General features: G+C 74.8%; 21 protein-coding genes. 8 read left to right on the top strand and 13 right to left on the bottom strand.

The annotated features are described in order from the left end of the window. Window positions 1-356 precede the first annotated feature (356 nt). From pqqA to SM793_RS26265, 6 genes are all read left to right on the top strand, one after another. On the top strand, window positions 357-509 hold the full coding sequence (gene pqqA / locus SM793_RS26290) for a pyrroloquinoline quinone precursor peptide PqqA (RefSeq protein WP_320440754.1): 153 nt from the start codon (window positions 357-359) through the stop codon (window positions 507-509). Next, window positions 506-1,276, top strand: coding sequence for a pyrroloquinoline-quinone synthase PqqC (gene pqqC, locus SM793_RS26285; protein ID WP_320440753.1), 771 nt, complete (start codon window positions 506-508; stop codon window positions 1,274-1,276). The genes pqqA and pqqC overlap by 4 nt, the downstream gene beginning before the upstream one ends. After that, window positions 1,273-2,826, top strand: coding sequence for a pyrroloquinoline quinone biosynthesis protein PqqE (gene pqqE, locus SM793_RS26280; protein ID WP_320440752.1), 1,554 nt, complete (start codon window positions 1,273-1,275; stop codon window positions 2,824-2,826). Before pqqC ends, pqqE begins: the two co-directional genes overlap by 4 nt. Further along, the gene (gene pqqB, locus SM793_RS26275; RefSeq protein ID WP_320440786.1) at window positions 2,753-3,796 is read left to right on the top strand and encodes a pyrroloquinoline quinone biosynthesis protein PqqB; all 1,044 of its coding nucleotides are present in this window, start codon (window positions 2,753-2,755) and stop codon (window positions 3,794-3,796) included. Before pqqE ends, pqqB begins: the two co-directional genes overlap by 74 nt. Before the next feature lie 275 nt (window positions 3,797-4,071). Beyond that, on the top strand, window positions 4,072-5,643 hold the full coding sequence (locus SM793_RS26270; RefSeq protein WP_320440751.1) for a lytic transglycosylase domain-containing protein: 1,572 nt from the start codon (window positions 4,072-4,074) through the stop codon (window positions 5,641-5,643). Window positions 5,644-5,801: 158 nt separating this feature from the next. Continuing rightward, entirely contained in the window at window positions 5,802-6,452 is a 651-nt protein-coding gene (locus SM793_RS26265; RefSeq protein WP_320440750.1) for an SIMPL domain-containing protein, read from the top strand. A 215-nt stretch (window positions 6,453-6,667) separates the two neighbouring features. On the opposite strand, the gene SM793_RS26260 is transcribed toward SM793_RS26265, so the two are convergent. The 3 genes from SM793_RS26260 to SM793_RS26250 all read right to left on the bottom strand — a co-directional run bounded on the left by SM793_RS26260 (window position 6,668) and on the right by SM793_RS26250 (window position 9,410). After that, window positions 6,668-7,780, bottom strand: coding sequence for a DUF5954 family protein (locus tag SM793_RS26260; RefSeq protein ID WP_320440749.1), 1,113 nt, complete (start codon window positions 7,778-7,780; stop codon window positions 6,668-6,670). A 170-nt stretch (window positions 7,781-7,950) separates the two neighbouring features. After that, a complete protein-coding gene (locus tag SM793_RS26255) occupies window positions 7,951-8,535 on the bottom strand; it encodes a TerD family protein (protein WP_320440748.1) in 585 nt (194 codons plus the stop codon). Between the two features lie 227 nt (window positions 8,536-8,762). Beyond that, window positions 8,763-9,410: a class I SAM-dependent methyltransferase gene (locus SM793_RS26250; protein ID WP_320440747.1), complete on the bottom strand. Its 648-nt coding sequence runs from the start codon at window positions 9,408-9,410 to the stop codon at window positions 8,763-8,765. A 392-nt stretch (window positions 9,411-9,802) separates the two neighbouring features. Here SM793_RS26250 and SM793_RS26245 point away from each other — a divergent pair, with 392 nt between their 5' ends. Next, entirely contained in the window at window positions 9,803-12,190 is a 2,388-nt protein-coding gene (locus SM793_RS26245; RefSeq protein ID WP_320440746.1) for a glycosyl hydrolase family 18 protein, read from the top strand. A gap of 75 nt (window positions 12,191-12,265) precedes the next feature. Here SM793_RS26245 and yidD read toward each other — a convergent pair whose 3' ends face one another. The 9 genes from yidD to SM793_RS26200 form a co-directional block, all read right to left on the bottom strand. Continuing rightward, window positions 12,266-12,886 (bottom strand): membrane protein insertion efficiency factor YidD, encoded by a 621-nt coding sequence (gene yidD, locus SM793_RS36505; protein WP_413816034.1) that lies wholly within the window; start codon window positions 12,884-12,886, stop codon window positions 12,266-12,268. A gap of 113 nt (window positions 12,887-12,999) precedes the next feature. Beyond that, window positions 13,000-13,773: a hypothetical protein gene (locus SM793_RS26235; protein ID WP_320440745.1), complete on the bottom strand. Its 774-nt coding sequence runs from the start codon at window positions 13,771-13,773 to the stop codon at window positions 13,000-13,002. A 162-nt stretch (window positions 13,774-13,935) separates the two neighbouring features. Next, window positions 13,936-14,934 carry a hypothetical protein gene (locus SM793_RS26230; protein WP_320440744.1) on the bottom strand — a complete coding sequence of 333 codons (999 nt, stop codon included), beginning with the start codon at window positions 14,932-14,934 and terminating at the stop codon, window positions 13,936-13,938. Window positions 14,935-15,182: 248 nt separating this feature from the next. Then, entirely contained in the window at window positions 15,183-16,589 is a 1,407-nt protein-coding gene (locus SM793_RS26225) for a family 2B encapsulin nanocompartment shell protein (protein ID WP_320440743.1), read from the bottom strand. A gap of 721 nt (window positions 16,590-17,310) precedes the next feature. Beyond that, window positions 17,311-18,234, bottom strand: coding sequence for a hypothetical protein (locus SM793_RS26220; RefSeq protein ID WP_320440742.1), 924 nt, complete (start codon window positions 18,232-18,234; stop codon window positions 17,311-17,313). A gap of 428 nt (window positions 18,235-18,662) precedes the next feature. Further along, window positions 18,663-19,517: a YwqG family protein gene (locus SM793_RS26215; RefSeq protein WP_320440741.1), complete on the bottom strand. Its 855-nt coding sequence runs from the start codon at window positions 19,515-19,517 to the stop codon at window positions 18,663-18,665. Window positions 19,518-19,775: 258 nt separating this feature from the next. Beyond that, complete coding sequence (locus SM793_RS26210) at window positions 19,776-20,285, bottom strand: hypothetical protein (RefSeq protein ID WP_320440740.1); 510 nt, start codon at window positions 20,283-20,285, stop codon at window positions 19,776-19,778. A gap of 151 nt (window positions 20,286-20,436) precedes the next feature. Continuing rightward, complete coding sequence (locus tag SM793_RS26205; protein WP_320440739.1) at window positions 20,437-22,092, bottom strand: PLP-dependent aminotransferase family protein; 1,656 nt, start codon at window positions 22,090-22,092, stop codon at window positions 20,437-20,439. Between the two features lie 137 nt (window positions 22,093-22,229). Continuing rightward, a complete protein-coding gene (locus SM793_RS26200; protein ID WP_320440738.1) occupies window positions 22,230-22,517 on the bottom strand; it encodes a hypothetical protein in 288 nt (95 codons plus the stop codon). Between the two features lie 377 nt (window positions 22,518-22,894). On the opposite strand from SM793_RS26200, the gene SM793_RS26195 reads away from it, so the two are divergent. Further along, window positions 22,895-23,200, top strand: a complete 306-nt coding sequence (locus tag SM793_RS26195) for a chaplin (protein WP_320440737.1) — start codon at window positions 22,895-22,897, stop codon at window positions 23,198-23,200. A gap of 166 nt (window positions 23,201-23,366) precedes the next feature. Here SM793_RS26195 and SM793_RS26190 read toward each other — a convergent pair whose 3' ends face one another. Continuing rightward, window positions 23,367-23,780 carry a universal stress protein gene (locus SM793_RS26190; RefSeq protein ID WP_320440784.1) on the bottom strand — a complete coding sequence of 138 codons (414 nt, stop codon included), beginning with the start codon at window positions 23,778-23,780 and terminating at the stop codon, window positions 23,367-23,369. Between the last annotated feature and the right edge of the window lie 338 nt (window positions 23,781-24,118).

Genomic DNA, 24,118 nt, shown 5'->3' with positions numbered 1-24,118 from the left:
CGACACACCCCGGCACCCCCGCCGCGTCCCGGCACATCCCTTGCCGGAACACATCACCACAGCCCCGCACATCCCGCGCGGAACAACCCGTCCCGCCCTGACCGAAACTGTCCGGCTCACCCCGACACACCCCGTGACGCCCACTCGACACGGCACTGCCCGACCGGCACACTCGACACCGGTTTCCCTCCCGGGCCCCGCCCGGGTGCGGAGTCCGTCGCGTCACCCGTTCGATCGCGAATGTCACACGATCGCACGGTCCGGACCGGCGGGCGGACCCGGCGGCTCGTAGCGTCCTGCTCCAGAGGCCGCCGGACCCCGACCCCCACCCCCACTTCACCGAGGAGGGCACTCCCATGAAGTCCACGCTCACGCCCCAGCTGCCCGTCACCACCGCCGCGCCGGCCGCGCCGTCGGCCGCGGCCAAGCCCGCCTGGTCCGCCCCGTCGGTGGAGTGCCACCGCACCGGCGCCGAAGTCACCGCGTACGCCGCGCGGACCACTCGGTGACCCAGGCTTCCACCATCGCGTCGACCCGCGAGGAGTTCGCGGCCAGGCTGTACGGCCTGCGGGGACGGTACTGGGACACCCACCCGTTCCATCTGCGCCTGCACTCCGGTGGCTGCACGCCACCGGAGTTGCGGCGCTGGGTCGCCAACCGCTGGTACTACCAGCTGTGCCTGACCCGGAAGAACGCCGCGATCATCGCCAACTGCCCGCTCCCGGAGGTCCGTCGGGAGTGGACCCGGCGGCTCGGCCAGCAGGACGGGCCGCAGGAGGGCGAGGGCGGGCTGGCCGACTGGCTGGTGCTCGCCGAGGCCGTCGGACTGGACCGCGCCGAGGTCCTGGACGAGCGGCACGTGACGCGCGGTGTGCGCTTCGCCGTCGACGGCTACCTGCACTTCTGCCAGACCCGGCCGTGGACGGAGGGCGTCGCGGCGGCACTGACCGAGATGTTCTCGCCCGACCACATGGCCGAGCGGGTGATCGCCTGGCAGAAGCACTACGACTGGATCGATCCGGCCGGCTACGCCTACTTCGAGCACCGGATCCCCGACGCCCGGCGGGACAGCGCCCGGACGCTCGACGTGGTGCTGGACCACTGCGTGACGGCCGAGCAGCAACGCGCCGCGGTGTCGGCGCTCGCCTTCAAGTGCGAGGTGCTGCGGGCGATGCTCGACGCGGTCGACTACGGCCCGGAGACCGCCGCCACGGCGGAGGCCACCGCCATCGCGGAGGCCGCCGGGGCCCCTGTGCCGGCCGGGGCCGGCCGGTGAACGCCGCACCCGCCGCCGTGGCCCCCGGGCTGCGGCGCGGAGTGCGGCTGGTCCACGACCCGGTCCGCCGACAGGCCGCCCTGCTCTACCCGGAGGGCGTGCTGCTGCTCAACGGGACCGCCGCCGCGGTCCTGCGGCACTGCGACGGACGGCGCGACGCCGCCGAGGTCACCGCCCGGCTCGCCGAGGAGTACGAGGGCGTGGACTCCGGCCAGGTGCTCGCCCTGCTGGCCGACCTCGCCGAACGGCGGCTGCTCGCCCTCGACGGCACCGGCGGCCCGGCCGACCCGCAGCCGGCCGCCGGACTGCCCGGCGCCGCGGTCGGCAAGCGCGCCCCCGCCCCCCTGGGCCTGGTCGCCGAACTCACCCACCGCTGCCCCCTGCAGTGCCACTACTGCGCCAACCCGGTGGAACTCATCCGGCAGCGGGACGAACTGGACACCGAGCAGTGGCTGCGGGTCCTCGACCAGGCGCGCGGGCTCGGTGTGCTCCAGGTCCACCTCACCGGCGGCGAGCCGCTGCTGCGCCGCGATCTGGCCATCATCGTCGCGCACGCGCGGGAGCTCGGCCTCTACACCAATCTGATCACCAGCGGTCTGCCGCTGGACGGCCCCCGCGCCGAGGAACTCGCCGCGGCCGGCCTGGACCATGTGCAGCTGTCCGTCCAGGACGCCGACCCGCGGCAGGCCGACGCCATCGCCGGGCTGACCCGGTTGAAGGGTCCCACCGGGCACGAGCGCAAGCTCGCCGCGGCCGCCCTGCTCACCGGCGCCGGCCTGCCGCTCACCGTCAACGCCGTGCTGCACCGCGCCAACGTCGAGCGCCTCGGCGAGATCGCCGACCTCGCGGTCGAGCTCGGCGCCGACCGGGTGGAGCTGGCGCACACGCAGTTCTACGGCTGGGCCTGGGTCAACCGGGCCCACCTCGCGCCGAGCGACGCGCAGGTCCGGCAGGCCGAACAGGACGTCGCCGCCGCCCGCGCGCGGCACGGCGACCGGATCGAGATCACCCATGTCGTCGCCGACCACCACAGCGGCACCGCCAAGCCCTGCATGAACGGCTGGGGGAACGAGCAACTGGTGGTCGCGCCCGACGGAGCCGTGCTGCCCTGCCTGGCCGCCGCCCAACTGCCCGGGCTGCCGGTGCCGAACGCGGTCACCGACGGTCTGGCCGCGAGCTGGCACGACTCGCCCGCGTTCAACCGCTACCGCGGCACCGACTGGATGCCCGAACCGTGCCGCAGCTGCGACCTCCGCGAGCAGGACTTCGGCGGCTGCCGCTGCCAGGCCTTCCAGTTCACCGGGGACCCGGGCGCCACCGACCCCGCGTGCCGGCTCTCCCCGCAGCACCACCTGGTGCACGCGCCCGACCCGGAGGCCGGTCCGGCTCCCCGGCCGCGCCGCTTCACCGCGCCCGTCCCGCCACTGCCGTCCGTGCCGTCCGTGCTGCCGGTCCCGGCGGTCCCGACCGGGCCGGCTGCCCCGGCTGCCCCGGCTGCCCCGGCTGCCCCGGCCAAGTCTCCCGACCCGTCCGCGCCGGGCCCGGCGTGAGCGCCCCCGGCCCTGGACCCGTCCCTCGGAGCACGCCCTGAAGATCCGGATCCTCGGCACCGCCGCCGGCGGCGGCCTGCCCCAGTGGAACTGCGGCTGCGCGGGCTGCGCCACCGCCCGCCGCACCGGTGCCACCCGCAGCCAGGACTGCCTCGCGGTCAGCGCCGACGGCGCCGCCTGGTACCTCGTCAACGCCTCCCCCGACCTGCGGTCCCAGCTGCTCGCCACCCCCGAGCTGGCGCCCCCGCCCGGCACCCGGGACACCCCGCTCCGCGGCGTCCTGCTGACCAGCGGCGAACTCGACCACACCCTCGGCCTGGTGACCCTGCGCGAGGCCGCCGGGCTGACGGTGCACGCGACCGCTCCGGTCCGGGCCGCGCTGCACGAGGCGTTCCCGGTCGGCCCGCTGCTCGCCCCGTACACCAAGGCGCGCTGGCACACCGTCGTCCCCGGGGAGCCGGTCGAACTGGCCGGAGGGCTGGTGGCCGAACCGCTGGCCCTCGGCGGCAAGCGCCCCCGCTACGCCGCCGACCTGGCCGCCCTGCCGGCGGGCGAACGGTCCGAGGACCCGTACGGCGGGCGCACGGACTGGGTGATCGGCTACCGCTTCACCGAGACCGGCGGCAGCGCCGGCGCCGTGTACGCCCCCGGTCTGGCCGCCTGGACGCCCGCCATGGACCGGGCGGTGGCCGACGCGGACGTGGTGATCCTGGACGGCACCTTCGCGACGGACGACGAGCTCGGCGAGCGCACCGGCGGCGCCCGGGGCTCGCGCGGTATGGGACACCTGGCGGTCGCCGACTCGCTCCCCCACCTGGCCGGCCGACCCGGACCGCGCTACCTCTACACCCACCTCAACAACACCAACCCGCTGGCCCACCCGGGTTCACCGGAGGCCACCGCGCTGGCGCCGGCACTCGCGGCGGCCGGCGCGGCCGTGGCCGAGGACGGGATGCTCCTCGAACTCTGAGGCGCGCCGCCGCCCCGCGCGACCGGCCGTCCCGATTGTCCGCGTCATCCCGGTTGTCCCAGGTGTCCCGTTCAGCCCTGACCGTGTCCGGTCGAACCGGTCCACCGTCCGTTCACCGAACGGTGGCGCCCGGTATCGCCCCAGGCCACCGGGGACCTGTCAGATCGTCGTGATACTAATCATTCGGGTCATGAGATCTGTCATGCACCGGAAGGCACGATGGTGACAGCCCGTCCGTTCCCCGAGAACCGGACGGTGACGGGGAGGGGCAGAGCATGGTGACCAGGAACGGCACGGCCGCGCGAGGCGACGGCGGGCCCACGGGGACGGAGCGGCGGACCGGTCGGACGACCGGACGCCGGCTGCGGCTCGGCAAGCGGCTGACCGGCATGCTGGCGGTCTTCACCGCGCTCGCGGCCCTGACCGGCTCCCAGGTGACCGGCCTCCGGCTCGCCCCGACCGCCGCGGCCGAGCCCGCCCCGGACCAGCCCGGCGGCAGCGCCGCGCTCCTCCCCGGCCTCGGCGCCGACGGCACCGCGCCGTTCGGCACCGGCGCCACCCCGCTCCCGGGCACCCTCGGCACCGCGCCGGTCGACGGCGGCGGCACCCTCCCGCTCGCCCAGCCGCCGCTCGCGCCGCTCACCTCCCCCTTCGCCGATCCGCTGCGCTCCGGGCCGGCCCTGCCGGAGACGGTCTTCGCCGCCTATCGCAAGGCCGAGGCCGCGCTGCTCGTGCGCTCCCCCGGCTGCCACCTGCCCTGGCAGCTGCTCGCCGCGATCGGCGAGGTGGAGTCCGGCCAGGCCGGCCGCGGCGCGGTCGACGCCGCCGGGACGACGTTCCGTCCGATCCTCGGCCCGGCGCTGAACGGCGCCGGCTTCGCGGCGATCGGCGACACCGACGGCGGCCGCTTCGACGGTGACACCCAGTGGGACCGCGCCGTCGGACCGATGCAGTTCATCCCCTCCACCTGGGCCTCCTGGGGCGTGGACGCCAACGGGGACGGCAAGGCCGACCCGAACAACATCTTCGACGCCGCCGAGGCGGCCGGCCGGTACCTGTGCGCGGGAAGCCGCGACCTGTCCGACCCGGCCCAGCTGGACCGGGCGATCCTCGGCTACAACCACTCCGCCGAGTACCTGCGCACGGTCCGGAACTGGATGGCCCACTTCGGCTCCGGCAGCCCGGTCACCACGCCGAACCGCCCGGGCACCCCGAGCCCGCTGACCCCGCTGCTCCCGGTCGCTCCGGTGACGCCGCTCGTGCCGACCACGCCGCCGACCCCGGTCGCACCGACCCCGGCCACGATGCCGGCCACGGCGCCGACGCCGAGCCAGAGCACCGCGCCGACCGTCCCGGGCACCCCGAGCACCGCCCCGACCATCACGCCGTCGGGCGAGCCCTCGCCGAGCGCGACGCCCTCCGGCACCCCCTCGCCCTCCGCGTCCGGCTCTCCGTCCGCCGAGCCGAGCGGCACCCCGAGCAGCACGCCCACCACTCCCTCCACCACGCCGTCGGGAAGCCCGAGCCCCAGCGCGACCGCGACGCCGACGACGAGCCCCACCGCGACGCCGACCGGCACCCCGTCCACGACGCCCACCGCGACGCCGACGGCGACGCCCACGGCCACCCCGACCACCTGCCCCACGCCGACCGGCACCCCGAGCGCGAGCCCGACCGCGACGCCGTCCGGCACCCCGTCGATCACCCCCTCGGCCACCCCGAGCGCAACGGCCACCCCGACCGCCCCGGGCTGCCCCACCCCCACCCCGACGGACACCCCGTCCGCGAGCAGCACCCCGAGCGCCACGACCTCCCCGTCCGCCGCGCCATCCCCTTCGGCTCACTAGTACCTGAGCCGCGCTCCTTCGTTCCCGGGTCAACGGCTCGGGAGTACGGGGCGTGGTGGCACGGAATTGAGACCCGAGGGCTCGGCGCGACCGCCGGGCCCTCGTCCCGCGTACGGACACCTGGATCGTCAAGTCATCGTGCTGATTGGATGAGCCGTATGTTTGACAGGCATTCGATAGACGCCCCCTGGGGCGCATCCGTCTTCGGTGCGGCAAGCGTGGACGCGGTGCCGGACCTGGCCCGGCTCCGGGTGGCGATCGCGGAGACGCGGCCGAAGCCGGGTGAGGCGTTCGAGGCCACCCGGGGCGGGGTCAACCGGATCCGGGAAGTCCTGCGTGGCCACGGGATCCCCGACACGGCGGTCTCGACCTCCCGACTGGACCTCAAGTCCTCCTGGGACTACGGCAGTAAGCGCAAGTTCCTCGGTTACGAGTGCACCGCCTCGTTCGTGATCGAGCTGCGCGAGCTCGATCTGCTGGAGTCCGTGCTCGTCGATGTCGTCGAGGCCGGGGCGAACGAGGTCGACGGTGTCGAGTTCGACGTCAGCGCGAAGAAGGAACTGCGCGCGCAGGCCCGCACGGCCGCGGTGGCCGCCGCGCGGGAGAAGGCCGAGCTGTATGCCGAGGCCGCCCGGGTCCGGCTCGGTCCGGTCGTCCACATCAAGGACGTGGACTCCGAGCAGTTGCAGAACAACTACCGCAGCCACCGCGGCGGCGGCGCGGGTGGCGACGGCGACGGCGACCTGACGCCGGGCAGGATCAGTGTCACCGCGGGCGTGGTCCTCGGCTTCTCGCTCATCGGGGGCTGACAGCACCCACCTGGTTCGCGGTGCCCGGCAGGCCGTACGGCAGGGCACCGCGACCCGTCTACCGCGTCCCACACGCCGTCGGTGCCGATCGCGATGTCCTGGACCATGGCGGCGACGGCCGTTCTCCCCGGTCGTAGCGGCGACTGACACACCGTCATCGTCACCGTCGACCGGGGGCGGCGGTCCCGGCGGCGGGGGGTGGGTGCGGGCCTTCGTCAACCGGGCTTCCCGCGCTCCTCGGGGGCGCCCTCGCCCTCGTTCTCGCCCTCGTTCTCGCCCTCAGCCTCGTTCTCAGCCTCGTTCTCGGCGTAGCAGATGCCCGCCTCGCGGTCGCGCTGTTCCTGAACGCGCAGCGGGAGTTCCGGGTCCCAGTCCGAGCTGCGCGGAAGTTCCGGGCCGTCGGGGCCGAGGCGGACCACGGGCTCGACCCGGACCAGGCGGAAGTGGCGGCCCGCGGCGCGGAGTTCGTCGGAGCGCTCGGCGTCCAGGCGGTCGGCGGCCTCCGCGTACCGGGCGAGTTCCTCCTCCCCGAGGTGCGGGTCCAACCGGGGGGCGAACTCGCGGAGGTAGGCGGCCAGGGTGTCGCGGGCGTGCTGCGGGGTCTCGCAGGCGCCGGTCATCGGGCCCCAGCCGCCGTCCCGGTACTCGGCGACCGCGCAGTGCACGGGCAGCGCCAGCACGTTCGGGTGGAGGTGGGAGGAGCGCCGCGCCTGCTCCCGGACGTCCTCCGGGATGGAACGGCCGGTCGGCACCAGCGACATCATGTCCAGCCGCAGGATCCCGTCGACCAGGGTGACGCCCGCCGCCGGGTCGATCACGAACCCGTTCATCCGGGGCGCCAGCCGGTGCCCCTCGCCGACGGCGGCCGGGTCCGGGTCGGTCGGCCGGGGCGGCTCGATACCGTCCGGGCCCGAGCGCAGCACCTGCTCGGCGCGGAAGATCCGGTAGTCACGCCCGCCGGCGGAGATCTCGTCGAGCGCCTCCCGTTCCATCCGTCCGTAGGCCGCGCGGTAGGAGGCGCGCTCGTCCGCGTCGAGGTCCCGGTCGGCGGCCCGGCTCGAACCGGGCTCGGCGAGCGCCCAGGCCCGGAACGCGTACCCCAGGCCGTCCCGGGCGGCCTGCGGGGTGGCGGCGTGGAATCCGACGATCCGCCAGGTACCCGAACCGGTGCGCTCCAGACTGCCGAAGACCGGTGGCATCATCATCAGGTTCGGGTACTTCCCGCGGGATGCCCAGGCCTCCAGACCGGCCACCGCGGCGACCGGGTCGTCCGTGTGGGTGACCCGGATCGTGAGGTGCTCCGGCAGCTGCGCAGCGTCATCGTCCATGCGGCCAGTGTTAGCGGACGTGCCGAGAGCCCCGCAGGGTTATCACGGAACTCCACCCGACCGGTCCCGCCCGCCGTCGGCCGCCCGCCGACGGCCTGGCGCGCGGCCAGGACGGGACACCGGGCGGGACACCGGGCGGGACACCGGGCGGGCCGCGCGGCCGGGGCGACTCAGAGGTACTTGACCAGCTCCGGCATGAGGTCCTGGAAGGTGCGGCCGCCGGCCGGCTGCCCGATCGCGGTCAGCTGCCAACCGGCCTGGGTGCGCTGCATCTTGGCCATGATCTGCGCGGTGTACGCGCCGCCGCCGGTGAGCGTGTACCGGGCCAGTTCGGTGCCGGTCTGGGTGTCGACCAGCCGGCAGAAGGCGTTCTCGACCTCCTGGAAGGTCTGGCCGGTGAAGGAGTTCACGGTGAAGAGGATCTGGTCCACCTCGGCCGGTACGGCGTTGAGGTCGACGGTGATGGTCTCGTCGTCGGTCGCGTCCCCGGCGCCGCCGGTCAGGTTGTCGCCGCTGTGCCGCACCGAGCCGTCGTTGCTGGTGAGGTGCTGGAAGAAGACCACGTCGACCGGCTTGCCCCCGGAGAACAGCACCGCCGAGGCGTCCAGGTCGATCTCCTGGGACGCGAACAGCTTGGCGAGGAAGCCCTTGCGCTGCGCCGCCCGCCAGCCGAGGCCCATCCGTACCACGCCCAGGCGGCCTCCGCCCGGCTTCTCCAGGCTGAGCTTCTGCCCCTTCGCCAGCGAAACGCTCATCGCGCCCTCCTCGTTGATCGCACTCGCGCCTTGAATCTCTTGAATCTACAGCACTGTAGATCTTTTTGGCGCTGCGGGACGCCATCGTCCCGGGACACCTGCATACCCCGTGCGACCGCCGCGGATGCGGGCGACACCGCACCGCGTCCGGTCGAGGCGGACGGCCCGGGCGGCCCTGGCGGCCCGGGCGGGCGGCCAGGACCGGCCGCCGGGACCGGTGGGCCGGTTCAGGCCGGCCGCTCCAGTCGGACCAGGGCGTCCACCGCCACCGCGCCGCCGGCCGCCGGCTCTCCCCGGTCCCGGTGGCCGACCCCTAGGACGACCGGGCGCAGGGCCCGTTCGGCCCGGACCGTCCGCAGACCGGCGCCGGCCAGGTCGGCGAGCACGTCCTCGGGGGTGTAGAGCACGGCCGGGTCCTGCGGGCCGCCGACCCCCTCGGTCAGGTTGGTGGAGTCGTGCCCGACCACCAGCAGGGTGCCGCCCGGCGCGAGCGCCGCCGCGGCGCACCGCAGTGCCGCCCTGCGGTCCCCGGCCGCGAGCTGGAGGTAGGCGACCAGGACCAGGTCGTAGCCCTCCGGCGGGGCCTCGAAGGCCCGGGCGTCGCCGTGCCGCCAGGTCAGCCGGTCGGCGACCTCGTCGGGCAGCGAGGCGGTGAGCCGTTCCGCGCGGCCGAGGGCCACGGTGGAGAAGTCGAGCCCGGTGACCTCCCAGCCCAGACCGGCGAGCCAGATGCTGTTGCGGCCCTCCCCGGCGGCCAGGTCCAGGGCCCGTCCGGGCGCGAGTCCGGCCAGCTCACGGACCACCCAGCGATTGGGCTCGGTGCCCCAGACCAGCTCGCTCGCGGCGTAGCGCTCGTCCCAGGCGCGGCTGTCCATGGCCGTTCTCCGTTCGACGCGGGGACTTCTCGGGAGGCCACCGTACCGGTCCGCCCGGCCGGCCATCGGGTGCCCGACCGGTCCGCGATTCACTACCGGAGACCCTTGACGGCGAATATTGGTCCAGTCCAATCTGTGATGTCGTGACGCGCCGGCCCCGGCCGGTCCGCGTCGAGGCTTCCGCACGCCGTACGCCCGTACGTCCGCACCTCCTGTCGCACCGCACCGCACCACACGGCACCGCACGCACCACCGGCACCGCCCGCACCCTGCACCGCACCGCCGCACCGTCTTCACCCGGCCGCGCGCCCCCCACGGCGTCCGGCCCGGCTCCCCTGGCCCACCCGGGCCGCCGCACCGCCGGAAACCCCACTCCTCCGGAGGACAACCGCATGCACGACCGTGTCATGTCCGCGCGCCCCGCCGAGCGCAGGGCCGCCGCGCCGCGCCGCCGAGCGCTCGCACTCGCCCTGGCCGCCACGCTCAGTACCGGCGGCGCCGCCCTCGCGCTCACGCTCGACACCGCCTCGGCCGCCGCCGTCAACCTGCTGACCAACGCGGACCTGGAGACCGGCACCCTGGCCGGCTGGACCTGTGCCAACGGATCCGTCGTCACCACCCCGGTCCACGGCGGCGGGTACGCGCTCAACGGCGCCGTCTCGGCCTCCGACACCGCCGAGTGCCGGCAGACGGTCACCGTCCTGCCGAACACCACCTACACCCTGGCCGGCTGGGTCCGGGGCAACTACGTCTACCTCGGCGCGACCGGGACCGGCGTCAACTCCCAGAGCTGGACGCCAGGTACGGGCGGCTGGACCCAGCTGAGCAGCACCTTCACCACGGGCGCGAGCACCACCTCGGTGGCGGTCTTCACCCACGGCTGGTACGGCACCGGCGCCTACCAGGCCGACGACCTGACCCTGACCGGTCCGGCCGGGCCGACCGGCACCGGCAGCCCGACGGCGACGAACAGCCCGACGGCCACGAACAGCCCGACCGCGACCACCAGCCCCACCGGCAGCCCGACCGCCACCGGCAGCCCCACGACCAGCCCCACCGTGACCACCAGCCCGACGGGGTCGAGCAGCCCGACGGCCACCGGCAGCCCCACCCCGACCGGGACCGGGACGGCGACGCCCACCGCCACCTCGACGGCCACCGGCCCCGCCGGGGACGGCAAGGTCACCACGCCGGCCGGTGTCACCGTCACCAAGGTCACCCACAACGCCGTCGTCCTGCGCTGGCAGCCGTCCACCGCGACCGCCGGTGACGCCCCGGTCGCCTACAAGGTCTACGCGGGCGACCAGTTGGTGGCCACCTCGATGGGCACCTCGGTGGCGGTCAGCTCGCTGCTGCCCGCCCGCGGCTACGCCTTCACCGTGCAGGGCTACTCCGGCAGCCACGCCTCCGCCCAGTCGGCCCGGGTGGGCACCACCACCACCGCGGCACCCGCCGCCGGCCCGTTCCGCTCGGCCTACTTCGACCAGTGGGGCGTCTACGAGAACGCGTACCACGCGAAGAACGTCGACACCAGCGGCGCCGCCGGCAAGCTGGACGTCATCAACTACGCGTTCGCCAACATCCACCCGAGCAACCTCACCTGCTTCCAGGCGGTCAAAGCCTCGGACTCGGCGAACGAGAACAACCCCAACGCCGGCGACGGCGCCGGTGACGCGTACGCCGACTACCAGGCCGACTACAACGGCGCGGCCAGCGTGGACGGCAGCGCCGACACCTGGGAGCAGCCGCTCAAGGGCAACTTCAACCAGCTGCGCCAGCTCAAGGCCAAGTACCCGAACCTGCGGTTCACCATCTCGATCGGCGGCTGGACGTACTCCAAGTACTTCTCGGACGCGGCCGCCTCCGACGCCTCCCGCAAGAAGTTCGTGTCCTCCTGCCTGGACATGTTCCTCAAGGGGAACCTGCCGGCGAACGTCTCCGGCGACCCGGCGGGCGGCGCGGCCTCGGCGGCCGGGCTCTTCGACGGCGTCGACCTCGACTGGGAGTACCCGGGGTCGGCCGGCGGCCACACCGGCAACCACACCTCGCCCGCCGACAAGCAGAACTTCACCCTGCTGCTGAAGGAGTTCCGCACCCAGCTGGACGCCCTCGGCAACGCCCAGGGCAAGCGGTTCCTGCTGACGGCGGCGCTGCCCAGCGGCCAGGACAAGATCGCCCAGCTGGAGACCGACAAGATCGGCTCATACCTCGACTACGCCGACATCATGACCTACGACATGCACGGCGCGTGGGACGCCAAGGGCCCGACCAACCACCAGGACCCGCTGCACGACAGCCCGGCCGACCCGACCACGCCGATCACCCCGGGCAACCGGAAGTACAACATCGACACCACGCTCACCGCGTACACCACCGGCCTGCCGGAGTACGGCATCGCGGGCGGGTTCCCGGCGGCCAAGCTGGTGCTGGGCGTGCCGTTCTACTGGCGCGGCTGGACCGGCGTGCCGGCCGGCTCCAACTTCGGCCTGTACCAGAGCGCGACCGGTCCGACCCCGGCCAAGCCGCTGAGCGCGGAGGCCGGACTGGCCGCCTGGAAGGAGCTCAACCCCACCGCCGCCAACACGCACTGGGACCCGGTGACGGAGTCCTCCTGGGTGTACGACGGCACCAACTTCTGGACCGGTGACACCCCGCAGGCCGTCCAGGCCCGCGGCGCGTACGCCAGGAGCAAGGGGCTGGCCGGGATGTTCGCCTTCTCGTTGGAGAACGACGACGCCGCCGGGTCGATGCTCAACGCCATGAGCAGCGGTCTGAACTGACGCCCAGTCCGACAGCGGGGCCCGACCGGGACGATCCGGTCGGGCCCCGCGTGCGGCTCGGCGTACCCGGGATGCTCAGCGCTCCGGCACCGGGTCGACGCCGTTCCTCCGCCGCGCGGCAGCGGGACGGCAGCGCAGCAGCCGGCCGGCCGTGAGGCGGGCGCCGCGCACCGCACCGTGCCGGTGCAACGCCTGCACGGCGTAGGTGGAACAGCTCGGCGTGTACAGGCAGCAGGCGGGGCGCTGCGGGCTGATCTCGGTGCGGTAGTGGCGCACCGCGCCGTAGAGCACCCCGGCCACCAGGCCCTGCGGCGCGGGCGCGGCCCGGTCGGCCGTGCGGCTCGCGGCGCCGCCTCCCCGGCCGGCGCCGAGGGCGAACCGGAGGCCGGCGGCCAGGGTCATCGGGAGCAGCGCGAGCAGGCAGGGTCCGTCGCACCCATCCCCTCCCCCGCCGCAGCCGCCGTTGCCACCACCACGGCCACCGTTGCCGCCGCCGCCGTTGCCACAGCCGGAAGGCAGGCAGTTGTCGAGGTCGTTGTCCTTCTTCCGCTCCCCGTGCCTGCGCAGGTAGGCCTTCCACTCCTGCTGCCGGCGCTTGCGGTCGCGCCGCTCCTCGGCCGGCAACCACCACCAGGCACGTCCGGGACGCTGGGTCGTCGGGAACTGTTCGCCCTGGCCGGGCTGCTGGTACGCCACTGCTCGCGATTCCTCTCGGCGCGCGCGCCGGGGCCGACCCCCAACGGCCCGATCAGATTATCGAAGGCCCGGATCGTGGGGGTCGGCCCGCAGGAGGATCCCGCGCGGTGTGCTCAGTCGCTACCGCCACCCAGGGTGGGGAACAGGTCGGTGAACGTCTGGGTGGTGACCGAGACGCTCCGGCCGAACGGGTCGTCGAAGTCCCAGATCAGGAAGAGCAGGAAGGCGATCAGCGCACTGAACGCGCCGGCCAGGATCAACTCCCTCGGGGAGCGCCGGATCTGGAGGAAGAACACCATGCCCACCGTCACCACCGCGCCGACGATCAGGCCGAACCAGACCACGCCGGGCATGCTCGGGCCGGCGTTCTGGCCGCGCGCGTTGCGGGCGTCGTCGGCGACGCTGATCCGGTCCAGGATCGGCTGGTACGCCTGGGCCTCCAGGTCGGAGGCCGGGGGACGGGTCGCGACGTCGGTGCGCAGCTTGTCCAGCAGCTCGGTGCCGCGTTCGGAGATCTCGCCGTTCTCGCGCATGTACGTCCACTCCACGTCGACCACGTAGGAGACGTAGGCGTCGACGTCGGCCCGGACCTTGTCGCGGAACTCCACCGGATAGACCTGCGCGCGAGCGCTCACCTCGTGCAGCGCCTGCGCCTCGCGGAAGACGTCGTCCTGCGCCACGCCGCGGGTCTCCCAGACTCCGGCGATGGCCAGGCCGAGCACGATCGCGTAGACCACGCCGATCATCATCGTCATGTACTCGATGACGTCGGGTGTCTCGTCGGTGTCCTCGTCCGCACCGACGCGGCGGTGCCTCAGCAGCACCACCGCCACCACCACGGCACAGGCCGCCAGCATGGCGATGGCCAGCGCCAACCATTCGGACATCGGGACTCCTTTCTCGGTCGGGGATCGACAGAAGTCGATCGGAATCAGTCGGACAGCTGGGTCGGGCTACGCCGGGCCGGGCACCCGGGAACCAGGAACGCCCAAGCCAGGGGGACCCGAACAAGGGGGTCGGCAAGCGGAAAGGGGTGGCACGGAGCGGCGTCAGGAGCCGCTCGAACCACCGGAGCCGCTCGAACCGGCAGCTCCACCGCGGCCGCCGGAACGGCCCCGTCCGCCTCCCCCACCGCGCGGGCGCAGCGCCGCCACGGCGAGTACGGCGGGCACGGTGACCACCAGCATGGTCCGGGTCGGCGAGTTGCCGTGGTGCACGGGTGGCGCCGGCACGGGCTGGGCCATCGGGACGGGCCGCAGTGTCGGGGCCGGACGCACCGGGCTGGGCGCCGGGGACACCGGGGTCGGCGTCGGGACCGGGGCCGGTGGCGCGGGAGCAGCGGGTGCCGGGAGCGGGACCGCCGGCGCCGTGGACGGCCTCGGGCTCGCGGGTCTCGCCGAGGGCGTCGGCGAGGGCGGCGGGGTGGACACGGGCGGCCGGGGCGGCGCGGGCGGCGTGGTGGGCCGCGGCGTCGGGGCGGGCGGCACCGGGACCGGGGTCGGGACCGGGATCGGAGGCGGCGGTGTCGGCACCGAGGTGGGAGTGGGAGCGACGGTCGGCGCCGGCGTGGGCGTGGGCGTCGCAGTGGGGCTCGGGGTCGGCGCGGGCGTCGTCCGCGTCGGCGTCGGGGTCGGCGTCGGGGTCGGCGAGGGGCAGGGGTGGTGGTGCGTCGGCCTCGGCGGCCAGGGCCCGGTGGGCCACGGCTTCGGGTGGTGCAGGATGCCGGAGAGGTCGACGTCCACGCCCACCTCCACCTCCACGTCCACCTCGGTGTCCACGCCGTCCCGGCCCGCCCCGACAGACACGCTCGTACCGGTGTGGACGCAGGTGTCGACGACCGGACCGTGCGGGTGCCCGCCGCGCTGGGCCGTCGAGGAGCGGGCGGTGGCCGAGCCGGTCAGCAGTGCGCAGAGCGCGACCACACCGGCGGCCGCCGCGACCAGTCGGACCCTCCGCGCCCGGGGGCCGGCGTCCTCGGCGCGGCCGGATCCGGGTTGGACGGCGCGGCTGCGGGGGGCGCCGTCCGCCGACAGCCGGTCCGCGGTCACGGTGCCCCGTCCATCGGTATCCGCCGGGGCGGCTGGTGCTGCGGCATGGGCTCCATGCACCTCTCGTGTCGTCAGGAGGACCGGCCCACGCCGGAAGGGGGGCCGACACCGGACGGCCCGCCGCAGTGGGCGGGCCGTCCGGCATCAGGTGAAACGATCATGCGGAGAACCGGTTACGGCCGCTCCGGGGCGTGCGACGCAGGCTTGCGACCCGGCGTGCGACCCGGCCCTACGGCGCGGCGCGCGGCTCAGTGGCGGCCGTGCGCGATCTCGACGTTCTCCAGGACACCGACGGCGTCCGGCACCAGGATCGCGGCCGAGTAGTAGGCGCTGACCAGGTAGGAGATGATCGCCTTCTCGTCGATGCCCATGAAGCGGACCGAGAGGCCGGGCTGGTACTCGTCCGGGATGCCGGTCTGGTGCAGGCCGATGACGCCCTGGTTGTCCTCGCCGGTCCGGATCACCAGGATGGAGCTGGTGTTCTCCTTGCTGATCGGGATCTTGTTGCAGGGCAGGATCGGCACACCGCGCCAGGCCGGCACCTGCTGTCCGCCGAGGTCGACGTGGTGCGGGTAGATCCCGCGCGCGTTCAGCTCACGGCCGATCGCGGCGATCGCCCGCGGGTGGGCGAGCAGGTAGTCGGGGTCCCGGCGGCGGCTGAGCAGCTCGTCCAGGTCGTCCGGGGTGGGCGGGCCGGAGTGGGTCTGGATCCGCTGGGCGAAGTCGGCGTTGTTGAGCAGGCCGAACTCCGGGTTGTTGACCAGCTCGTGCTCCTGGCGCTCGCGCAGCGCCTCGATGGTCAGCCGGAGCTGGTGCTCGATCTGGTTCATCGGCTGGTTGTAGAGGTCGGCGACCCTGGTGTGCACCTTGAGGATCGTCTGCGCGACGCTCAGCTCGTACTCGCGCGGCTTCAACTCGTAGTCCACGAACGCGCCCGGCAGCTGGTACTCGCCGTGGTGGCCGGCGGACATGGCGATCTCGGCCTCGCCGCGCTCGTTCTGGCGCTGGAGCGGCAGGGCCAGGAAGGCGGTGAGGTGCTCCTGGAGCGCCGGGGAGTTGTCCCGGATCTGCTCGAAGTCCCGGCGGGGCAGCGACAGCACCGTGCCGGCGGTCACCGTCTTCGCGGTGAACTCCCAGACGGCGTCCTGGTCCAGCACGGACTGCTCACCGAACCGGTCGCCGTCACCGAGCACGCCGACCACCGTCTCGTCACCGTACTTGCCGATGCCGATCTGGTTGATCTTGCCGTGCGCGATCAGGTAGATCCGGTCCGCCGCCTCGCCGCGCTCGGCGAGCACCTCGCCCGGGCCGAAGTCGCGCTGCTCGCAGCGGTCGGCCAGCGCCGTCAGTACCTCGTCGTCCTCGAACCCGCGCAGCAGGGCCAGCTCACCCAGCTCCTGCGGGATGACCCGGACCTGGGAACCGGTCTTGATGAACTCGACCCGGCCGTCACCGACGGTGTAGGTCAGTCGGCGGTTGACCCGGTAGGCGCCACCGGCGGCCTGCACCCAGGGCAGCACCTTGAGCAGCCAGCGGGAGGTGATCTCCTGCATCTGCGGCGCGGACTTGGTGGTGGTGGCGAGATTGCGGGCAGCAGCCGTCGTCAGGCTCGACTGCGCCACCTGCGGTGTCTCCGGGGCCGTCTCCACGGTCATCGGCAGGGTTCTCCATTTCGTGTGATCAGTCACGCCGACCCGTCTCGCGACCGGCGGTAGCCGGGGGCCAGGTGTCGACGGATCATCAGATACGCGTATCGGTGCGGGTGTTGACTGTCTTCGCGATGCGGTGCGCCCGCTCGGGCGATCCACCGGAACCCTAGATCACCACCACACGGCCCATCCCGTACGACAACCGAGTGCCCCCCGATAGGGTGAATCTCTCCGATCGGAAGGTTTGAATCCGTCACCCCGGCACCGGTGGGCCGTCACGTTTCTGCGCATGCGAATCATCCAGACGTAGGAACGATTCACTCCACCCGAACGGAGCAGCGCGAAGGCCCGCACCCCAGCCGGTGGGGCACAGGCTCGGCGAACGTGCGTTCGATGCTCGAACACAGTGCGAATCCGGGTGCCTGTCGCACCGCCTCGGGCGCCCTCGCGATCCACGCCCCGGCGCCGAACCAGGGCCGCCGCTCGTAGGAGGCCGGGCCTCAACCGGTCGGACCGGGCCGCCCGTTCGTCGTGGCGGGCGAGGAACGGCCGGCCCACCCCGTCCGGCGGGGGCATCGCTCGCGCCCCGGTCGTGTACGGGCGCATCCACGCACTCTTCCCCCGGCCGCTCCTCGCAACCCTGCGGGCAGCCCGGCCGGCGCCTTCCGAGCCTCAGCCAGGGGGGCCGGGGAGCCGGAGGACGGAGCCGTCCCCGGTCACTCCCCGGTCACTCCCCGGGCCCGTGCTCCGACCGGGCCGCGCGCCTCGCCGCCCGCAGGTTGCGCCGGTGCCCCGTCCACCACAGTGTGCCCACCGTGACGGACAGGGCGATCAGGACCAGGGCCAGCACCGGCCAGCGGCTGTCGGCGAGCCGGATGTCGGCCAGCAGCAGCCCGGCCACCGCCGCGACCGGGACCAGCAGCGCGGCCAGGGCCCGGCCCGCCGCGGCCACCACCCCCGGGTCCGCCCGGGCCCGGCGGAGTCCGGGCCAGCCGGACGGGTCGCCGCCGAAGTAGTGGGCGACCCCGCGGACCGCCAGCCGGTCGGTGGCCCAGGTGTAGGACAGCGCCATGTACGGGAGCCAGACCAGCGGGGCGACGGTGCCCATCAGGAGGACTAGCGCCAGCAGGGACCACTCCCCCGCCGACCGCCAGCGGGACGGCGGCGGGACGGCGTCCTCGCTGGTGATGCCGAGCAGGCGGGCCATCCGCCGGACCAGCTCCCAGAACCCCCGGAGGCGGCCGGGAGGGCGGGAGGCGTCGGCGGCGGGCTCCGGACCCGCCGCGAGCGCCCGCTCGGCGGTGGCGAGGTCGGGGTGGGCGCCCTGGAGGACGAGCAGCTCGGGGGCGCGGGCCCGGTCGGCGGGGTCCTTCCCGGCGAGGGCGGCGAGCTCCAGCAACAGCTGGGCCTGGGCCAGCAGGGCGGTGCAGAAGGCGAACGGGATGAGCCAGAGGAACGGCCCGCCGACGAAGGCGCCCTCGCTCTGGCTGACCAGCCGGGCGTGGTCGACGGCCCGGGCGGCCAGGTCGCCCGTCGTGGCCTCGGGGTGGGCCGCGCGCAGTGCGGCGACCCGGCGCGCGGCACGGGGGCCCCGGTGGCGGACGGCGAAGACGGCGAGCAGTTCCGGCATCCGGGCGGGGTGGGCCCGCATCGAGCGCACCAGCTCGGCGACGGGGGCGCTCTCCTTCGCCGCTCCGGGGGCTCCGCACTGCGGGTCGGACGGGTCCGACGGGTCCGACGGGTCCGACGGGTCCGACGGGTGCGACTGTGCGGACAGGTCGGACGGTGCGGACGGGTCCGGTGGTGCGGCGGGCCCGGCGGCTTCGGGCGGGCGCGCGGGACCCGGGCGCGCTGGACCCGGGCGCCCGGGGTGCTCCGGTCGTCCAGGGTGCTCCGGTCGTCCGGGGTCCGGGTGCTCGGGGTCCGCGTCTGTTTTCGGGGCCACGTTCGTCCCACCGCTCCGCCGCACGCTCCGGCCGTGCCCGGACCGGCGGCCGACCGCTCGCGTCCGACCGCTCACCCGGGCTTTCCTCCACCCTAGGCCCCGCTCTCCGGCCACCGCCTGCCGGACGGCCCGGGTCAGGCGACCCCGAAGCCGTGCCGGACCCGGTCGAGGCGGCCGGCCGCGAAGTCCTCGTCGGAGATCCAGAAGGAGACGTTGACGCACTCGCCCCACTCGACGGCCAGCGCCCCGCTCCCGATCTGAAGCAGCGGGCGGTGACCCTCGGGCCGCCCGGTGTCCGTGTCGCACCAGCCCAGCAGCCGGACCTCGGGCCGGGGCAGCCGCTCGGCGAGGTCCTGGGCGAGGTCGAAGGCGACCAGGAAGTCGTCCGGGAACAGCCGCTCCAGCTCCTGGTCCTGGTAGGACGGCGCGGAGAGCGCCCAGGCGGCCCGGACCGGAACGGCCGGCACGGCGGGCACGCCGTTCCCGACGGCCGGGGCCGGCCGGGGCGGCGCGCCGGTGGGGACGTGCAGGACCCGGCAGCCCCGGCCGGTGAAGTCGGAGAGCAGTTCGTCGTGGAAGAAGAGCAGCAGCCCCTCGGCGGGCAGCGGCCAGCCCTCGGCGCCCGGCCCGGTGGACCGGAAGGCCGCGGCGAGGGCGGCGCAGTCGAGCTGGGCGAGCAGCTGCATCGGACGGCCGCCGGCCTCGGGCCAGGCCGTGCCCGCCGGGAGCGCGGGCAACCCGCCGAGCCACCCGACCGGCACCGCGTCCGCACCGGGGAGACCGAGCGCGCCGGTCCGGTCCGGGTCGGGCACCCGATCCAGGTCCGGCACCCGGTCCAGGACGAGCGAGGAGCGGAACAGCCCCTCGACCAGGGGCGCCGGCCGCTCGCCGACCCGGGCCCGGATCAGCTCCGCGACGTCGCCCGGAATCGGCGGTACGCCCTCGGTGGGCGCGGCCACGGGGGTGTCGGTGGTCACGAGTTCGGCCATGCGCCAACCCTGCCACGAGGGTCCGACAACACCGGCCGGCCGGCCCGGCGCACGGCGGGCGGGGTGCTGCGGGGAAGGCTGGCGGGCTCGGCGGGCGGGAACGGCGAAGGCCCCGTCAGGTGCCGGTACGGGGGGATGGCCGGCACCTGACGGGGAGCGGGCCGACGACCTGTCGGACGGTCGGCCCGGCTGTGGGAGCGGTTCAGCGGCAGCGGTTCAGGAGCAGCGGTTCAGGAGCAGCGGTTCAGCGGGACCGGTTCAGGAGCAGGTGACCTCGTTGCCGGGGACCTGGAAGATGCCGGAGTCACTGGCCGCACCGGAGGCGTACTCGTAGTAGAGGTACGTGTAGAAGTCGATCCGCGCGCCGCCGCCGCAGACCGAGTCGGTGCCGATGGTGTAGGTCAGGGTGACGGTGGTGGTGGCGCCGGCGGCGACCGGGACGGAGTGGTGGACCAGGCCGCTGGTGGCACCGGTGTCGCAGGCGGTGACGTTGCCGCCGCAGGAGGAGAAGGCGTACTTCAGACCGGCGTTCAGGGTGGTGCCGTAGGTCGGCTGGACGGACTCGTAGACGAAGTACGCGGCGGTGTCGTGCGGGTTGGTCAGGGTCAGCGTCAGGGTGACGTCCGAGCCGGGGGTGGCCGTGGTCCGGTCGACGGAGACCGACAGCAACGGGGTGTCCGCGTGGGCGGGGGTGGCCGACAGCAGCAGGCCGAGGAGGAGGGCGAGGATCGCGGGCAGGCCGGTACGGGCCAGAAATGAAGTGCGCATGACCAATGAGCCTAGGCACCCGTGCGCATGCCGGGGCCCGCCTCCACGCCGGTCCGTACCGGCATATGACAGAGGAGCGGACACCCCGAACCATTACCTCCCGGTTCCGCCCGCCGTCGGCGGCCGGACGCCTACCCTCCGCGCCCGGCCCTCAGAGCAGCGGCGGCAGGATGGCGCAGAGCGCCTCCAGCGCCGCCGGGTAGGCGTGGTCCGGCGGGGTCGCGTAGCCCACGACCAGGCCGTCCGTCACCGGCATCGCCTCCGCCGCGAGCAGCGGGTGCCGGTAGTCGGCCAGGCCGTCCAGGACCAGCCCCCGGTAGGCGGCGGCCTTGAGCACCGAGCGCTCCGTCCCGGGCGCGAGCCGGAGCACCGCGTGCAGCCCGGCCGCGATCCCGGTGACCTCGATGTGCGGGGCGTGCTCGGCCAGCGCGCCGACCAGCCGGTCCCGGCGGTCCCGGTAGCGGCGGCGCATCCGCCGGACGTGCCGGTCGTAGCCGCCGGAGTCGATGAACTCGGCGAGGGTCAACTGGTCCAGGGCGCTGGCCCAGGCCTCCCGCTCGCCCTTCGCCGCGAGCACCCGGTCCACCAGGTGGTCGGGCAGCACCATCCAGCCGAGCCGCAGCGCGGGGCTGAGGCTCTTGCTGGCCGTCCCCAGGTAGACCACCCGCTCCGGGTCCAGGCCCTGCAGGGCGCCGACCGGCTGCCGGTCGTAGCGGAACTCGCCGTCGTAGTCGTCCTCCAGGACCAGCCCGCCGCGACCGCGCGCCCAGTCGACCACCGCCGCGCGGCGGCCCGGGTGCAGTGGTCCTCCGGTCGGGAACTGGTGGGCGGGCGTCAGCAGCGCCGTGCGGATCTCCGGGTCCTCCGCCAGCCCGCCCAGCCGCGCGCCGTGCTCGTCGAGCGGGAGCGGGCGGGTGGTGGCCCCGGCGGCGGCCAGCAGCCCGCGGTGGAAGGCCAGCCCGTAGCCCTCGACGGCGAGCGGCCCGGCCGTGCTGGCCGGGAGGACCGCGTGCGGGCCGTCGAACAGCAGCCGCAGCGCGTGCGCGAAGCCCGAACAGACCACGATCCGGTCCGGGTCGGTGCGGACGCCGCGGGCCCGGGCGAGGTAGTCGGCGAGGACTTCGCGCAGTTCGCGCCGGCCCTGCGGATCACCGGGCCCGAACGCCTCGTTGGGCGCGGCGGTGAGCGCCCGCCGGCCGGCGGCGAGCCAGGCGGTGCGCGGGAAGGCGGCGGCGTCGGGCTGGCCCTGGCGCAGGTCGTGGGCGGGGCGCGGCGGGCGGGAGGAGCGGCGGGCCCGGGTCGGGGGGACGGGTTCGGCCCGTTCGGCGACGGTGGTGCCGGAGCCCTGGCGGGCGGTGAGCCAGCCCTCGGCGACCAGTTCGGCGTAGGCGTCGGCGGCGGTGTTGCGGGCGATGCCGAGGTCCGCGGCGAGCGCGCGGTAGGGCGGCAGCCGGGTGCCCGGGGCGAGCCGGCCGCTGCGGATCGCCTCGCGCAGGGCGTCCATCAGGGCGGACCGGCGGCTGCCGGTGGCGGGCAGGTCGAGGTGGAGGTCCGCCCCGGCGGAGCCCGCGGCTCCTGCGGCTTCCCCGGCGGGGCGCTCGGTGGCCGAAGGGGCCGAAGGGGCTGGGCGGGCCGCACCCTCGGCGGGGCGGGTGGCGGCGGGACGGGTGGCGGCGGTGGCGTTCCCGTCGTCCGGCCGGGTGGCCCCCGGCCGGTGGCCCCGCCGGGCGGCCGGGCGCGGTGCCTCGGCCGGTCCGGCGGTACTGCGGCGGGGTATCCGGGGCGGATCGACCGAAGTGTCCGTCATGGTTCCGCAGCCTATCGCCGGGCCCGCGCGGCCACGGGGCCGGGCCCGCCGTCCCCGGGGCCGCCGGACCGTCCGGCGCGGTCCGGCGCGGTCCGGCGCTATTCGGCAGCGGTGCGGCGACGCCGGTCAGTTGTCGGTCAGTCGATCCGGATCGAGCTGACGATGAACGAGCGCACGTCGTTGCGGGTGCGCTCGGCGAGCGTCGAGTCGGTGGAGCAGGCGCTGACGGTCAGCCAGGTGTTCCCGGACTGCGGGACGCAGACGACGATCGCGATCACGTCCGCGTTGCCGCCGATCACCTGGTAGTCGCCGTCGCCCGCGAGGTCCCAGACCTGGAAGCCCTGGCGCAGCAGCGCCGTCCGGGCCAGGCCGAGGCAGTCGCCGAGGGTGTCGTTCTTGGTGAAGGTACCCCAGTGTGCGTACATACGGGTCTCCCGTTCGTGCCGTGGTGGCGGCCGCCGCCGGACTGGTCCGACGCCGGTGGCGGCCGTCCCTCGAGCGTCGGGGAGCGGTTGTCCCGGATGCACGGGGCCGGGGTCCCGTTCCGGCCCGGCTCTCAGCCCGGGACGGGTGCGAGGAGTACGGCGGGGACGCGGGCGCCGGGGGCCCGCCGGACACCCGGGCGCGGGGCCCGCCGGACGCTCCGGGAGCGGACCCGCACCACAGTGACGGCCGGACCGCCCCTCCGGTGCGCCGGGCGGGCGGCGGGACTCCTGCATCGGTGTGCGGTTCCGCCTGCGATCGGGTGACCCTATGGTCGGATTATGTCGCTATAGGCGTGTCGACTGGCTATTCCTTCGCCATGACCAACACCAGGAAGTACCTGCTCGCCGCCGGCCTCAGCGCCGCACTGGCGGTCCTCTCCGCCGGTCCCGCCTTCGCACTCGACTGCGACGACACCCCCGTGCACCACACCCCGACCGCCCCGGCCCACACCGGCCTCCCGGGCGGTCTCCCGGGCGGCGGCGGCACCGTCTGCATCAACGAGGGCGGCGCCTACGCCAGCGGCATCGTGGCCAACTCCCCGGGCGTGCTGTCCGGCAACCAGATCCAGATCCCGATCAACATCCAGACCAACATCTGCGGGAACAGCCTCTCCATTCTCTGACCGGTGCCCGGCGCGCGCCCGCGGTGCGCCCGGCGCCCCCGCACCGACAGCACGAGGGCTGCGGCCCGGCACCCGCCGGCGCCGCAGCCCTCGCCCCCGTTCCCCACTCCCCACGCGCTTCCCTGCTCACGGCGCCGGCCGGGGGGATCCGAAGGACACGGCCCGGCTAGGGCACCACGGTGACCGGCCAGCGGCCCGCCTTGACCAGTCGTACCGCGACCGAGCCGATCACCCGGTGCCCGGCCTGTTCGGAGGCGCCGACCACCACGGCGTCCGCCCGCAGTTCGTCGGCCAGCCGGGCCAGGCCCGAATAGGGGTCGCCGCGCACGGTGAGGAAGCGCCACTCCACCCGCCACACGTCGCGCAGCCGGTGCTCCGCCTCGCGGACGGCGGCGAGCAGTTCCTCGGCGATCTCCTGGGTGGTCTCCTCGACGGCGGCGCCCGCGAGCGCGGTGGCCGCGCCCAGCACCGGCTGGATGTACGCGATCGCCAGGGTGGCGTTCTGCCGCCGGGCCAGGCCCGCCGCGTAGGCGGTCGCCCGCCAGGAGGAATCCGAGCCGTCCAGGCCCGCCACGATCATCTTGGGCCCGTCGGTGCCCAGCTCGAACCCGGACGGCGCCACGGCCGCGCCCGGCTCCCCGGCCTCGTCGGCGGCCGCCGAACCCTGCTCCGCATCGCTCTCGTTGCTCATGGCCCGAGGCTATGCCGGACACGGCGGGTGACGGATGGGGGCGCGGCGGGTGAGGGCTGTGGCCCGGACCACCCGCAGCCATCGCCGCACCCCGCCCGGCACCCCGATTCCGGCACCCACCGCACCCGGGCCGCCACACCCCGTCGACCGTGTGCCCGGCCTCACAGGCCCCCCGACGTGGCCCGGACCACTTCCACCCACTCTTCGATCTTGAAAAACGGGACATA

The organism is Kitasatospora purpeofusca, from assembly GCF_034043715.1.
In the GTDB taxonomy this organism is placed as follows: Bacteria; Actinomycetota; Actinomycetes; order Streptomycetales; family Streptomycetaceae; genus Kitasatospora; species Kitasatospora purpeofusca_A.
Note: the sequence above shows the minus strand (reverse complement) of the source record. Positions and strands in the feature narration are given on the sequence as shown.